This is a genomic window from Chitinophaga sp. 10T418 (assembly GCF_056394125.1).
The window spans coordinates 136882-150760 of the sequence record NZ_JBFTHG010000006.1 but is presented as its reverse complement, the minus strand read 5'-3'; the positions used below and the strand labels follow the sequence as shown (position 1 = coordinate 150760).

The 13879-nt window shown below is 46.0% G+C and carries 14 protein-coding genes; 7 read left to right on the top strand and 7 right to left on the bottom strand.

The genetic code is table 11. The features are described from left to right. Positions 1 to 319 precede the first annotated feature (319 nt). Positions 320 to 808: a hypothetical protein gene (locus AC1DCV_RS18800; protein WP_477024594.1), complete on the top strand. Its 489-nt coding sequence runs from the start codon at positions 320 to 322 to the stop codon at positions 806 to 808. On the opposite strand, the gene AC1DCV_RS18795 is transcribed toward AC1DCV_RS18800, so the two are convergent. Genes AC1DCV_RS18795 through AC1DCV_RS18785 form a run of 3 tightly spaced genes read right to left on the bottom strand, consistent with a single transcriptional unit; the run spans position 797 to position 2376 of the window. Continuing rightward, the gene (locus AC1DCV_RS18795) at positions 797 to 1444 is read right to left on the bottom strand and encodes a phosphatase PAP2 family protein (protein WP_477024988.1); all 648 of its coding nucleotides are present in this window, start codon (positions 1442 to 1444) and stop codon (positions 797 to 799) included. The two genes, AC1DCV_RS18800 and AC1DCV_RS18795, sit on opposite strands and share 12 nt — an antisense overlap. A 7-nt stretch (positions 1445 to 1451) precedes the next feature. Next, entirely contained in the window at positions 1452 to 1895 is a 444-nt protein-coding gene (locus tag AC1DCV_RS18790) for a DinB family protein (RefSeq protein WP_477024593.1), read from the bottom strand. Positions 1896 to 1923: 28 nt separating this feature from the next. Beyond that, positions 1924 to 2376 carry a MarR family winged helix-turn-helix transcriptional regulator gene (locus AC1DCV_RS18785; RefSeq protein ID WP_477024592.1) on the bottom strand — a complete coding sequence of 151 codons (453 nt, stop codon included), beginning with the start codon at positions 2374 to 2376 and terminating at the stop codon, positions 1924 to 1926. 137 nt (positions 2377 to 2513) lie between these two features. Here AC1DCV_RS18785 and AC1DCV_RS18780 point away from each other — a divergent pair, with 137 nt between their 5' ends. Beyond that, on the top strand, positions 2514 to 3344 hold the full coding sequence (locus AC1DCV_RS18780; RefSeq protein ID WP_477024591.1) for an ion transporter: 831 nt from the start codon (positions 2514 to 2516) through the stop codon (positions 3342 to 3344). A gap of 4 nt (positions 3345 to 3348) precedes the next feature. Here the strand turns inward: AC1DCV_RS18780 and AC1DCV_RS18775 are convergent, their stop codons facing one another. Beyond that, the gene (locus tag AC1DCV_RS18775) at positions 3349 to 3771 is read right to left on the bottom strand and encodes a hypothetical protein (protein WP_477024590.1); all 423 of its coding nucleotides are present in this window, start codon (positions 3769 to 3771) and stop codon (positions 3349 to 3351) included. Positions 3772 to 3806: 35 nt separating this feature from the next. Here AC1DCV_RS18775 and pncB point away from each other — a divergent pair, with 35 nt between their 5' ends. Further along, positions 3807 to 4973: a nicotinate phosphoribosyltransferase gene (gene pncB / locus AC1DCV_RS18770; protein WP_477024589.1), complete on the top strand. Its 1167-nt coding sequence runs from the start codon at positions 3807 to 3809 to the stop codon at positions 4971 to 4973. 94 nt (positions 4974 to 5067) lie between these two features. On the opposite strand, the gene ypfJ is transcribed toward pncB, so the two are convergent. Then, positions 5068 to 5934, bottom strand: a complete 867-nt coding sequence (gene ypfJ, locus AC1DCV_RS18765) for a KPN_02809 family neutral zinc metallopeptidase (RefSeq protein WP_441575070.1) — start codon at positions 5932 to 5934, stop codon at positions 5068 to 5070. A 149-nt stretch (positions 5935 to 6083) separates the two neighbouring features. Between ypfJ and AC1DCV_RS18760 the strand changes: the two genes are divergently transcribed. From AC1DCV_RS18760 to AC1DCV_RS18745, 4 genes are read left to right on the top strand one after another with little or no spacing between them, the layout of a single operon-like run. Next, on the top strand, positions 6084 to 7094 hold the full coding sequence (locus tag AC1DCV_RS18760) for an NADP-dependent oxidoreductase (protein WP_477024588.1): 1011 nt from the start codon (positions 6084 to 6086) through the stop codon (positions 7092 to 7094). An 8-nt stretch (positions 7095 to 7102) separates the two neighbouring features. Then, on the top strand, positions 7103 to 7951 hold the full coding sequence (gene fdhD / locus AC1DCV_RS18755; protein ID WP_477024587.1) for a formate dehydrogenase accessory sulfurtransferase FdhD: 849 nt from the start codon (positions 7103 to 7105) through the stop codon (positions 7949 to 7951). After that, entirely contained in the window at positions 7944 to 10238 is a 2295-nt protein-coding gene (locus tag AC1DCV_RS18750; protein ID WP_477024586.1) for an FdhF/YdeP family oxidoreductase, read from the top strand. The genes fdhD and AC1DCV_RS18750 overlap by 8 nt, the downstream gene beginning before the upstream one ends. A gap of 3 nt (positions 10239 to 10241) precedes the next feature. Beyond that, complete coding sequence (locus AC1DCV_RS18745) at positions 10242 to 10793, top strand: putative glycolipid-binding domain-containing protein (protein ID WP_477024585.1); 552 nt, start codon at positions 10242 to 10244, stop codon at positions 10791 to 10793. Here the strand turns inward: AC1DCV_RS18745 and AC1DCV_RS18740 are convergent. Beyond that, positions 10790 to 11854, bottom strand: a complete 1065-nt coding sequence (locus tag AC1DCV_RS18740) for an NAD(P)H-dependent flavin oxidoreductase (RefSeq protein WP_477024584.1) — start codon at positions 11852 to 11854, stop codon at positions 10790 to 10792. The genes AC1DCV_RS18745 and AC1DCV_RS18740 overlap by 4 nt on opposite strands. 39 nt (positions 11855 to 11893) lie before the next feature. Next, positions 11894 to 13810 (bottom strand): hypothetical protein, encoded by a 1917-nt coding sequence (locus AC1DCV_RS18735; RefSeq protein ID WP_477024583.1) that lies wholly within the window; start codon positions 13808 to 13810, stop codon positions 11894 to 11896. Positions 13811 to 13879: the final 69 nt, after the last annotated feature.

Below are 13879 nucleotides of genomic sequence, written 5' to 3'. Positions count from 1 at the left end.
CCTAAAGCTGACCTGGTTACAAACACCTGTTTTTGGCAATGGGGCAAAGTTGCAGGATTCTATCGAGAAATTTTGTGATTTAATTGTTAACGTCAAAAAAAAATACCCATTTTTACGAAAAGCTACCTTAAAGAGGTAATATAATCTTACTTTCTTTAACGTTGGGTTTACAATTCCATGAATGATTCCCGTTATTTTAGCACTATCAAAATGATAATTAAAATCCCGCTGACCCGCTGTAGCCTAGTTATGATTTAACAAATCCCGTCCTCAAAAGCCATTAATTATGTATGTTCCGGTAATTATTTTCTTTTTTTTCATGATGTGGTATATCCATTTCAGAACCCAAAGCTTCCGCAGTGCTAATTTTAAGGAAAAAAAACTAAAGCCTGTTGCAGGGGAAGATGCCATGCAGGCCGCCAGGATAGTAGGTGTTTCCAACAGTGTTTTCAGTGTCTCCAAATATTTACGGAGTGTTAAAAACCTGTCAGACAAAAGATTTATGACAGTAGCCATTGACCAGGTCATCACTACTACGATGGGCACCACCCATCAGGCACGCCTGATTGAAAACCTGGCTCCCGGGGAGGAAAGACGCCTTGGCCACACGGATAATGTAAGGGAAGGCAAATACCAGATCTATATCGGCTATGAAATATTGTGGGCAAGATATACGCCTACACCTGTATGGTATAAGGAAAGAACACCCGAACCAACAAACCCTGCCAGGCTATACAACGACATGCTGAAACAACACCAGGATTCCCTTATACAGGAAATAGAACAGAAAAAAGATTTACTGTCCTGATAGTTGCGCTTCTTTACGGCCGAAGAAACTAAGCCATACCATCGTAAAAAATACACCCACCAGAGATCCGGCAGTTACATCTTCCAGGAAATGCTGGCTCATGTACATACGGGAGTAAGCCACCAGCATTGCCAACACAAGATAAAGCAGCCCCAGGTATCTGTTTTTGGCATAGTAGGCCAGCACCGTTGCCGCGGTGAATGCACATACACTGTGTCCGGAAGGGAAACTTCTGAAATTATCAAGTACAACAACGCCGGGTACAAAATAGATGTCATGTAACCGACCTGTAAAATAGCGGTGCGGGCGGGGAAAGCCTACCAGTGCTTTAATCGTGAAACTAATTGTAGCGGTAAACAGGTAGGCCGTAGCCATAACAGCGCCCATACGTTTCCGGATCAGTAACAATAACAGGGAAATCAATACGGCGGCAGATGTACTTCCCAGTTCTGTAATATAGGGAAACAGGAAATCTCCTGCCGGCGTATGCAACCCGTTGATAAAAAAGTAGGTGTCTACCCGGTTAGTGAGCAACAAACGGATAAAGAGCACTACAAATACAACGGCTGCATATGGCCATATAAAGTATTTCAGCTGCTGAGATACTTTGATAAATTTCTGCAGAAAAGCATTCATCAAATAACTACTGGGTTAAACGGCGGTGATAATTAATCTGCCCGAGATGATAACTAAGATGTGTACTCAGATGCACCAGGAAATGCCCGGTGGTCATGGAGTCAAACAACACCTTTTCAGGGTAAATTTTTTCCAGGTCTTCCTCTGTTAAACCGGCTATAACGGTGAGGATTATACGCCGTGTGCTGCTGATCAATACCAGCAAGTCTTCTGTTGGCACGTTCCTGTCGCTGAATTCCAGCTCCCTGTTACGTACATACCCCGTTTTTCCCAGCACGGCACCCACAAAATGTTGCAGATTACCACATAAGTGTAAACACAGATTGCCTGCAGCATTGGTGATACCAGGAGGAACCCGCCATATAGCTGCTGAGGTTTCATACGCGGCGATCTCCTGTTCCAGTTTACTGAGATCCCGCTCAAATAAATTAATTAATATACCGGTAAGCATAATCTAAAGATAGGAAAAGCTTTGATGATCATCTCTTAATATTATTATAAATACATTCCAATACTCCCTGCACCTGCTGCAGTTCATTCCTGGAAATCCCCGTCTCCGCCATCTCTACTACAGATAACGCCAACGGGTATACTTTTTCCTTTAATTTCTTACCGGCCGCAGTCAACCAAATCCGTTTACTCCGCCCGTCTGTTTCGTCAGCGGTACGTTTCACCAGGTTCCGCTTTTCAAGGTTGTCCAATAGCTTGGTAAGACTGGCTTTATCTTTGTCTGTTTTATCAGCCAGTTCCTGTTGACGGCTCCCATCCTGCTCGCCCCACAGGTAACGCAAAATAAAATACATGTCGGGCGTAATATCCAGTCCGGCCTGCATAAAAACATTCAGTAATCTCAGCCGGTAGGCAGTATGTGTTCTAATAACCGCGCTCGCAATGTTCATACGCAGTTTCGCACTGATATCTGGTTTCGCCATAATATGGTTAAAGGATTAAACAATTCATCATGCATGGAGTATACAAAGTTAAAAAACGGTTGCACCCTCAGCTAATTAATAATTTTTCACTAAACATAAATAAACAAGTTTTTGTTTAAACATCATAACTCAGCAGGATGACTAACGATTCAAAGCGGCAACTAAGTCCCTTTCAGGAGAAGTGGCACAGCATCATCTTTGAGGCTGACACTACTGCCGGAAGGGTATTTGACATCATACTGCTCATCGCCATACTTATCAGCGTAGTAGTGGTAATGATGGAAAGTGTAGTACCACTGCAGGCACGATACGGTGATCTTTTTCATTTACTGGAATGGGTATTCACCATCATCTTCACCATTGAATACCTGTTCAGGATATGGTGTAGTTACAGGCCCAGAGCCTATATGAGCAGTTTTTACGGCATAGTGGATTTACTGTGTATCCTGCCAACTTATGTGGAAGCTTTTTATGGTGGCGCCCATTTCCTGCTCACCATCCGTATCCTGCGCCTGATGCGTATTTTCAGGATATTTAAACTGGTACCGTTTCTCAATGAAAGCAAACAATTATCGCTGGCACTGGAAAAAAGTAAAAGAAAAATATTTGTGTTCCTGTTCTTTATTGGATTGTTAACCGTTGTACTGGGCGCTGTCATGTATGTTATAGAATCCGAACATAATTCCGGCTTCACCAGCATTCCTGTGAGTGTATACTGGGCAGTAGTAACCCTTACCACCGTTGGTTATGGAGATATAGCCCCCATCACCCCGCTGGGACAAACATTTTCAGCCATCATCATGATTATGGGATATGCTATTATTGCAGTACCTACCGGCATAGTTACGGTAGAAATGAGCAGAATACGTAACAAAGAAGAAGTAGATCACAGAATTTGTCCGCATTGTATGCGTGAAGGGCACGACACCAATGCGGACTATTGTAAATATTGCGGTACTAAACTCTAAGCGGTTATTTCACACTGAAAAGCGGTTGTACATCCAATATGGCTTTCTGGTAAGCGAGATCAAAATCTTCCCATTTACCGGTAAGTCCAAAACGATACTTCTTACCGTCAATCAGGTCAAATTCGGCTACCTTCTTGTTGAATCCTTGTTTACCTCTTTGGAAATTGGTAATATCAGATAGTTGAAATTCATCGGTTTTTTTGTTCCTTGTGAGCAACCAACCAATAATGCCGAATGCCAAATACATCAGTATGGGTTTTGTTTCAAACACAATCCTTTCGTTGGTGAGGCATATGGCGCCTTGTTTGGCCTGCCAGGTACTTTTGAGATAAACGGCGTTTACTTTGTACAGTACGGTTTCATGTGGGTTAAGGGGCCACTTTACTTTAATATTCTGCATGGTAACTAACAATATGATTAAAGACAAAAATATAATTTTATTGTGAATCTAAACAGCAAATAATGATTCTGACATCTATCCTCGATAATGACTTTTATAAATTCACCATGCAACATGGTGTTATAAAATTATTCCCGAAGGCCCGTGCCCGTTATACTTTTATTAACCGCGGTAAGCATTCCTTTCCTCCCGGTTTTGCAGAAGCATTAAGAGCGGCAGTGGATAATATGCAACACCTGCAGCTGACTGCCGAAGAAAAGCAATACCTCGCAGTTACCTGCCCTTACCTGGACCCTACCTACCTGGACTTCCTGCAGGGCTATCGCTATAATCCCGCAGAAGTGCATATTACACAACATGGAGAAGAACTGGAGGTACATGCAGATGGTTACTGGTATAGAACCATTTTATGGGAAGTGCCGTTGATGTCTCTTATCTGCGAACTGTATTACCAGCTAACCGGACAACAACGGGTAGCCGATGAAGAAGTGATCCGGATTACCCGTGAAAAAATTGAGAAATACAAACAAATGGGTATTACTATTGCCGATTTCGGCACACGACGGAGACATTCGCTGGCCGTGCATAAACTGGTAGTTAAAACGCTGCGGGACTATGGGCAGGGTTGTTTTATCGGCAGCAGTAATATTCACCTGTCTATGCGCAACGGTGTAAAGCCGGTGGGTACACATGCGCACGAATGGTTTATGTTCCATGCCGCCAAATACGGTTTTAAGATGGCGAATATGCTCGGACTGGAAAATTGGGTACAGGTATACCGGGGCGACCTGGGTATTGCCTTATCCGACACATATACCACGCCTGTTTTCTTCGAGCAGTTCGACAAAAAATTCGCCAAACTGTTTGATGGCGTGCGTCACGACAGTGGAGACCCGATCCTGTTTGCAGACCGCACCATCACCCATTATAAAGGAAAGGGAGTAGATCCGCTCACCAAAACCATTATTTTCTCAGACGGCCTGGACTATGAAAAGGTAGCCAACATCGCCAACTATTGCCGGGGGAAAATAGGCATGTCATTCGGTATTGGCACCAATTTCACCAATGATGTGGGGTTACCGGCCCTGAATATTGTGATTAAAATGTATGAAGCCCTACCGGAAGATGCGCCCAGATGGACGCCGGTAGTAAAGTTATCAGATGTGAGCGGGAAATATACCGGGGACGAAAAAATGATTGAACAGGCGATTGAGACGCTGCAGGCATAAAGCAAAAGGCATAAAGCAAAAAGCCATTGAAGCGAAGATATTAGCGGAATCCCTGTTTATCTTCGCTTCAATGGCTTTTTGCTTTATGCATTTCTTACCAGCTCCCCAATCCAATACCGGTATCCCCCTGGGAAACATCCCCGGATTCAAAACCTTTTTTAAACCAGAACATCCGTTGTGCGGAAGTGCCGTGTGTAAAGGCATCTGGTACGACCTGCCCGGTGCTCGCCTGTTGCAGACGGTCATCCCCTACGGCGCTGGCAGCATTCAAACCGGATTCAATATCACCCGGATCCAGGAATGGCTTGATCTGGTTGGCACGGTAAGCCCATACCCCGGCGAGGAAATCGGCCTGCAGTTCCAGCATCACGGACAACTTATTATATTCCTTCTCACTCAACCGGGAGCGCATCGCCTGCATTCTTCCGCTGATTCCCAACAGATTCTGTACGTGATGGCCCACCTCGTGTGCGATAACATATGCTTTGGCAAAGTCGCCTTTTACACCGAATTGTTGTTCCAGTTCGTTAAAGAACGAAACATCCAGGTATACCCGATGATCTGCAGGACAGTAAAACGGTCCCATGGCAGATTCCGCGAAACCACAACCGGATTCGGTACCTTTTTCAAAAGACACCATGCGGGGTACTTCATAAGTCTTGTTCTTTTGCTGGAACTCCAACTTCCAGACCCTTTCCGTACTGCGCAACACTTTGGAAGACATCACCTCAAAGGGCGATGCATTTTCTTTAGTGAGCTTTTCGGCAGTACCGCCCTGCCCCTCTCCGGAGCCCTGTACCTGTTGTACCGCCTGCATTACCTGTTGAGGGTCCTGTTTAAAGAGCATCGCCAGCACTATAATGATAATGCCGCCAATACCACCGCCGATACCAATGTTGCGCATGCCGCCACCGGAACGTTTCTCGACGTTGTCGCTCATTTCTTCATCATCAAGACGCATAAATAGATTTTAAAATTAAGTGGTGAAGTTTCTCAACCCGAATGTACATTTTTCATATGTATTCACCCACTTTTCCCTTCTCCTAAACAAAAGCATTTTTTGCCTGTTAATTATTCATTGCTTTTCTTTACGTCTAAATACCTCTGTGTATGAAAATAAAACAAATCCTGCTCGCTGCCCGCCCCAAAGGATTACCCCAGGCTGCTGATTTCAAAACAGTGGAAACTACCCTCCCGGAACTTATGCCTGGTGAGGTATTGGTAAAACCGCTCTATTTTTCAGTAGACCCGTATATGCGTGGCCGTATGAACGATGCCAAATCATATATCCCTCCGTTCCAGGTGGGCGAACCCATTGAAAGCGGTGGTGTAGCAGAAGTAGCCGAAAGCAAAGATGACCGCTTCAAAGCTGGCGAAACAGTGATGAGTAGCGGGCCACGTCCTTTTCTGCCCTGGGCAACCGCCGCTATTTTCCCGGCTGATCATCTCCGGAAAATAGATAACAGTATTCCCCTCACCTACTACCTTGGACTATTGGGTGTTCCCGGTTTAACCGCTTACTTTGGTATGGCGGATATAGGTAAGCCCAAAGCAGGAGAAACGGTGGTGGTTTCCGGTGCTGCCGGCGCCGTGGGCATTATAGTAGGGCAAATAGCCAAAATAATGGGATGCCGCGCAGTAGGCATTGCCGGCGGAACAGAGAAAATCAAACTGCTGACAGATACCTTTGGCTTTGATGCGGCCATTGACTATAAAGGCAATGCAGACATGGACGCCGCCGTAGCTGCGGCTTGTCCAAATGGCGTAGATATCTACTTTGATAACGTAGGCGGAGATATTTCAGATGCTGTTATCAGGCATCTCAACTTCTTTGCACGGGTACCCCTATGCGGTCAGATTGCATTGTATAATACAACAGAAGTACCGGTAGGTCCTCGTATCCAGCCTATTATGGTTACCCGTAGCATATTGATGCAAGGCTTCACTATTGGTAACTATGCCACCCGTTTCGGGGAAGGAGTAAAACAACTATCTGAATGGGTGAAGGCGGGCAAGATAAAATACACGGAAACCGTAGAAGAAGGATTTGATCGGCTACCCGATGCACTATTGGGATTATTTTCAGGCAAGAACAGTGGTAAGATGGTAGTGAAAGTGTAATTTTGAGTATGACAAATGCAATTGTTCATACCCGCGTTAGAAAAGTAGCCGTAGAAAGTATCACCGACACAAGTGATACACTGGCTGCAGAAGAACCACTCGAAATAAGACTGGTGCATGGACCTTCTCATAACCGCCGGCAGCAAAACATATCCGTCACCATGCGTACGCCCGGGGAAGATATGGAACTGGCTGCCGGCTTTCTCTTTACAGAAGGCATAATTTCCGGTCAGGAAGATATCCAGGAAATAATTTTGTCGGAAGATAAGGAAGACCATATTGCTACCGTACACCTGAAACCTGGCGTAGCTGCGCAATTAGGCAATACTGCCCGCAACTTTACGACTACTGCCGCCTGCGGCGTTTGCGGCAAAACGGCCATCTCCGCTATTCATACAGCCGTTTCCGTTAATGACAACGATATTCGTTTTTCTGCAGACAGCTTATTCGGTCTCCCTGCCCTGTTAAGAAATGAACAGGCGCTATTTGATACCACCGGCGGATTGCATGCTGCCGCGCTCTTCGATACCAACGGTCAACTGCTGATACTGCGGGAAGATATAGGCCGCCATAATGCGGTAGATAAAATTATAGGTGCTGCCATGGCGCAGCATTTAATGCCTTTAAAAAATCACTTACTGTTATTAAGTGGCCGCGCCGGATTTGAGCTGATTCAAAAAGCAGCGATGGCGAAAATCCCTGTAATAGCCGCCATAGGCGCTCCTTCCAGCATGGCCGTAAAAATGGCGGCGCAATGGAACATCACCTTGTTGGGCTTCTTAAAAGAACAACGGTTCAATATTTACAGCGGCCCGGAAAGAATTGATTTCAAATTAAATATCACCACTCATGGATAGTGCAGAAAATCCGGTACGGTTTACCGGTATTAAACTGGGACCTCCGAAAACAGTAGCGGCGGGCATTCCTGCCGTGGTATCCAGCATGCGGCATATCCTGGAAGAAATGAATGCCTTCCGTGGTATGAAAGCCTTACTGGAACTGAATCAGAAAGATGGATTTGACTGCCCGGGCTGTGCCTGGCCTGATCCGGATGATGAAAGATCCGGCATTGCAGAATACTGCGAAAATGGCGCTAAAGCCGTAGCCGAAGAGGCTACTACCAAAAAGCTAACACCCGACTTCTTCGCGCAATATAGTATCGATGAACTGGGATTATTAACGGATTATGAGATAGGCAAAAAAGGCAGGATTGCTCAACCCATGTACCTGGCACCAGATGCCACTCATTATGCACCCATCTCCTGGGAAGATGCCTATCAATTGATTGCCCGGCATCTTCATCAGCTGGCTTCGCCGGATGAAGCCATTTTTTATACCTCCGGCAGAACCAGTAATGAAGCGGCTTTCCTGTACCAGCTCATGGTAAGGGAATACGGTACCAACAACCTCCCCGACTGTTCCAACATGTGTCATGAATCCAGCGGTGTAGCCCTGGGTGAATCTCTCGGAATTGGTAAAGGATCTGTGACACTGGAAGATATTTACGAAGCAGAGGTGATTATTATCCTGGGACAAAATCCAGGTACCAATCATCCCCGCATGCTTACCGCGTTACAGAAGGCAAAGGCAAACGGCGCTACCATCATTTCCGTTAACCCGTTACGGGAAACCGGCCTGCTGAATTTCTTAAATCCACAAACCGTAAAAGGGGTACTGAATATAAAAACGCACCTGACAGATATTTTCCTTCAGGTAAAGATCAACGGTGACATGGCCTTGCTGAAAGCCCTGGCGCTGTTGCTGTTACAGCAGGAAGAACGCGCACCGGGCACCGTATTTGATCAGCCGTTTATTGGCGCCAATACACAGGGATTTGATGCTTATATCGCGCACCTGAAAACACAACAGCTGTCGCAACTGATGACAGATAGTGGCGTCGAACCGGAACTGATACAACAGGCGGCACAGGCACTTTTTCATAAAAAGAAGATCATTGCCTGTTGGGCCATGGGGCTCACCCAGCATAAAAACGCAGTGGACACCATCCGGGAAGTGGTTAACCTCTTACTGCTGAAAGGCAGTATAGGCAAGCCTGGCGCCGGCACCTGCCCGGTACGTGGCCATAGCAATGTACAGGGCGACAGGACCATGGGCATATACGAGCAACCCTCTGCTGCTTTGCTCGAAAAGATTCAATCTGTTTACGGTTTTCAGCCCCCTCAGCAGCATGGCTATGATGTGGTAAAAGCCATTAATGCCATGCACCGTGGCGATGCAAAAGTATTTATGGCCATGGGCGGCAACTTCCTCTCCGCCACACCGGACACCCTGTACACTGCGCAGGCACTGCGCAATTGCGACCTTACCGTACACGTATCTACGAAATTAAACCGCAGTCATGTAGTGCATGGTAAAGAGGCACTTATACTGCCCTGCCTGGGACGCAGCGATAAAGATATGCAGCAAAACGAGCAACAGTTTGTTACCTGCGAAAACTCCATGGGCGTGATACAGATGTCCAAAGGCAATCTGCAGCCGGTATCTTCCGCCTTAAAAAGTGAACCGGCGATTGTCTGTGAACTGGCGACGGCCTTGTTTGGCGAGGAATCACCTGTTCCCTGGGCAACGTATGCCCTTCACTACGATGCCATACGTGATGCTATCGAAAAAGTGATTCCCGGCTTCGATGATTATAATAAAAGAGTAAGACATCCCGGCGGTTTCTATCTTCCAAATGGCGCACGCAAAGGACAGTTCAATACCTCTACCGGAAAAGCTAATTTCAACGTAGCGGCGGTACTGACAACGCCATTGGCCATCGATGAATACATGATGATGACCATCCGTAGCCACGACCAGTTCAATACAACGATCTACGGTTTAGATGACCGCTATCGGGGTGTATACCACGAAAGACGCGTAATATTTATGAATCCTGCGGATATCGCTGCAGCGGGCTTTCATCCGGGAGACATCGTAGATTTATATAACTATCACGGTCAAACGGAACGTGTAGCTTATGGCTTCATTATTGTATCATTTGACATACCGGAAAAGTGCACAGCTACTTACTTTCCGGAAACGAATGTGCTGGTGCCGGTAGACAGTGTGGCTGCAAAAAGCAATACGCCGACATCCAAACTCGTGATCATTAAAATAAAATCTTCGAATATAAAAAATTAGCGCATGCAACCCATCATATGGCAGGCGATACAATGGCCGGCTACGGAATATTTCACCCTGCAGGACAACGCACAGGGCAAGCTGGCTTCCGGCTGCATCAACGGAGTTAGAGAGGAACAACCATTTTGTATTCATTATGAAATAGCGATTACCCCAACCTGGCAGGTCTCATCTTTTTATATCCGGCAAAACGGCTTATCACCTACAGAGCTTCGGCTTACGTCTGACCTCCATGGTCATTGGTTTGATAAAGACAATAACCATATTGATGCTTTTGATAACTGCATCGATATTGATATTTCACTTACACCGTTTACCAATACCTTACCTGTAAAACGACTGCAGCTTGAAACCACCGAAAGCGTGCTGCTGGACATTCTCTATATCAAATTGCCTGAGTTTGAATTACAGAAAGTACAACAGCGCTACACAAGACTTGGCCAACAGGAATACCAATACGATAATGTAACTACTGACTTCAAGGCAGACCTGCCTTTCGATGAAAACGGTATTGTGAAAGATTATCCGGGGATCTTTAAACGTATCTATTACTAAGGCAGCAACAATTCCGTTTCCCGCACCAGTTCTGCAAAAATATCTGTCGTACTCCAGGCCCTGGCTTTGCCGGCCGCCTGTCCTGCCCACATATTTATAAACGCCGTATTATCCAGCTCCCTGGCCAGTTTGCGAATGGGCTGCGTGAGCACGTTCTGATAAGGATATCCACTGATAGGCAGGCCTGAGGCCTCTACTTCTGTAATGAAGGTGTTTCGGACTCCTCTGGCCCAACGACCGGAGAATGCGCGTGTAAGTAGTGTATCCGTATCCGTTATACCAGCCAGGGCGGCTTTATGCGCGGGTGTAGCGGCACTTTCGTGGGCACGTAGATAAATACTGCCGGTTTGTACGGCCGCAGCACCCAACATTTTTGCAGCAGCAACTCCCCTTCCATCCATAATACCTCCGGCAGCAATAACGGGCATGCGTACACGATCAATCACCTGTGGTACCAGCGCCATTGTACCGGTCTTTGGCAACTCCCCGGGCAGGAAAGAACCACGGTGACCACCCGCTTCTATCCCCTGGGCAATGATGGCATCTGCCCCCGCGGTTTTCAGGGCAATTGCTTCTTCCACGCTGGTGGCCGTTCCCATGAGCCAGATTTTATGCTCCTTCAACAACGCAAATCCTTCAGCATCCGGCATTCCAAAAGTAAAGCTCACGTATTTAACACCCGCAGCTATCAGCGCAGGCAGCTGCACTTTCCATGAATAATAGGGCACCTTGTCAAAGTTCACTGGTGGCGCTGCCAAACCATTGGCCCCACAAAGGAACTGGAGGAAATCCTGCATGTCATCAAAAACTTTCCGGTCATGCCAGGAGGCAGGTTCGTAGGTAAACAGGTTGACAGCAAACGGTTGCTGCGTAAGTGCTTTTACCTCGCGGATCAATGCGGTCACTTTTTCCGGAGGCAAACCTCCCACCGGCAAAGACCCCAGGCCACCACTATTGCTCACAGCTGCTACCATTGCAGGAGTCGTGATACCCAGCATTGGTGCCTGTATCAATGGATAAGTAATACCCAACAGGCGGGTTAATTCATTCTTCCATTCCATGACCAACAATTTAGTACTATAAAAATACGGAAGTTTCGCTTACCGGAAATTCAGGACAGTAGGTGCCCGCAATGCAGAAACATCGAAACGGAAATCCACGATGGTGGTGATTTCCAGCATCAGTTTCTTCATAGGATCCGGTGCATTCGGATAGTAGTAACCGGATACTTTAATCGTATTCAGAGAGAGGTTTTCGTTACGTACCCTGAAACCACCGCCTATACCAAGATACATGGGATTTCTCAGCAGGTCATCGTTATTATTGGTAAGCACAGACGCCTGCAGGGCCGTGAAGAAATTAAATTTGAAACCGAGTAGTTTAAGCGGGCTATAATATACCGTTTCTGAACCCAGGTTTAGTCGTTGGAAACCATTCAGGGTAGTGTTCTTGTAGCCCCATATGCCGTATTCCATATTGATGTTAAGCGGCTTATTAAAGAATGGATTAGGAGTACCCAGATAATCAACATTAAAAAACTGCCGGAAACGTGCTTTGCGGAGATTGATCAAACGACTATAATACTCCAGCCTGGCGTGTATAACAGCATCTTCTGTTGTGGATTTCAACCAATAAGTACCCAATCCCACGGTGGTATTAAAAAGCCCATAATGCCTGGTGGTCCAGAATTTCTGTGCTTCCAATCCTGTATATAGCCGCCTGCGGCCCTTCCAGCTTTCCCAGCCGCTGGTGCCGCTGATATTGTAACCAAGGGGAATATCCTCCGTACGGCCAAAACCAAAGAAATAGTGTGCTTTGAAATAATCAATCCGATATGCCTGTAACTCCAGGAGATAAAGACGATGATCGTTATAAAGGGGATCGTCTTTATACCTCAGCTGATCCGGCTTTCGCTGGAAAGCTAAATTGTAGTGCCTGGCCAGCACGGCGAAGTTGGGCTTACTGCCGATGGTGCCATCATGTTTATAGTGATTAATGAAGTTATAACCAATCCAACCATCTATGATAGTGTAGTTATAATCCCTGAAAATGCTGTCTCCTTCTGAAGGTATAGCTCCCCTGATATTGATAGACCAGTTTTTAGACATGGCGAAACCTCCTACCAGCTTGGCTGCATTGCGGTACAGGGGTCTGTTTAAATTAATAAAGACGGCACCTTCAAAGGAATTGGTGTCCAGCTGGGCATAATTGTTCAGGGTAGTATACCCTACGGTCATGTCGACGAAGGATCCGAGAAAATTATATTTTGTGTAGCGTACTTCGGTATTCCAGGTAGGAGAATAATCTGAACGCCATTGCATGCCTACTTTAAGGCCCTGGCCTGCCCCGAACAGATCGTTGTTGGACACACTTGCCCGGATATCTTTTGCGCTGAATTGTGACAGATCAACGCCATATTCAAAGAGGTCTTTTGTTACGACTTCCACATCCAGGGAGTCTCCATCCATGTTTCGGATATACAAGCGGGCATCCTGGATAAAAGGTCTGTTACGAAGATAGCGTTCATTATCTGCCATCTCAAAAGGATCCAGCATTTGATTCTCCCTGAAAAACAATGATTGCCTGATTACCCATTCTCTGGAGTCATAATGCAGGCGGTTGGCCAGGTGAATTAATTTCATGCTGGTGGAGAAGGTGGTATCATTGATGTTGCTGGGACCAAATACTTTTACCTTCCTATAGTAGATATTTCTGATCACTTTGCCCGCAAAGGGGGTAAAATATGCCTCACTTTTAATAATAGTACTGTCATTATTGTTGGAGCGCACAGGTTCATCCTGCCTGGTAATACGCTTAATCAGTGTTTGGCGGTACTCCTTGTTGCGCATGGAATCGCGGTATTCACCGATTTTTTTAAACAGGCCACTACCTTTATGCGGGATCGTATCCCCTGAATGCGGGGACTGTAGTCCTTCTGCAGATACCAATGCAGGAAAATGCAGGCTAATAAGCCAGCAGAAGACAGTTATTGTAGGCCATATTTTAAAATAATTCATCAAGGCTAGCAGCAGTCAACAATTATATTGAAAAAAACTGGAATTGCAACTACTGCAAATATTGTTCTT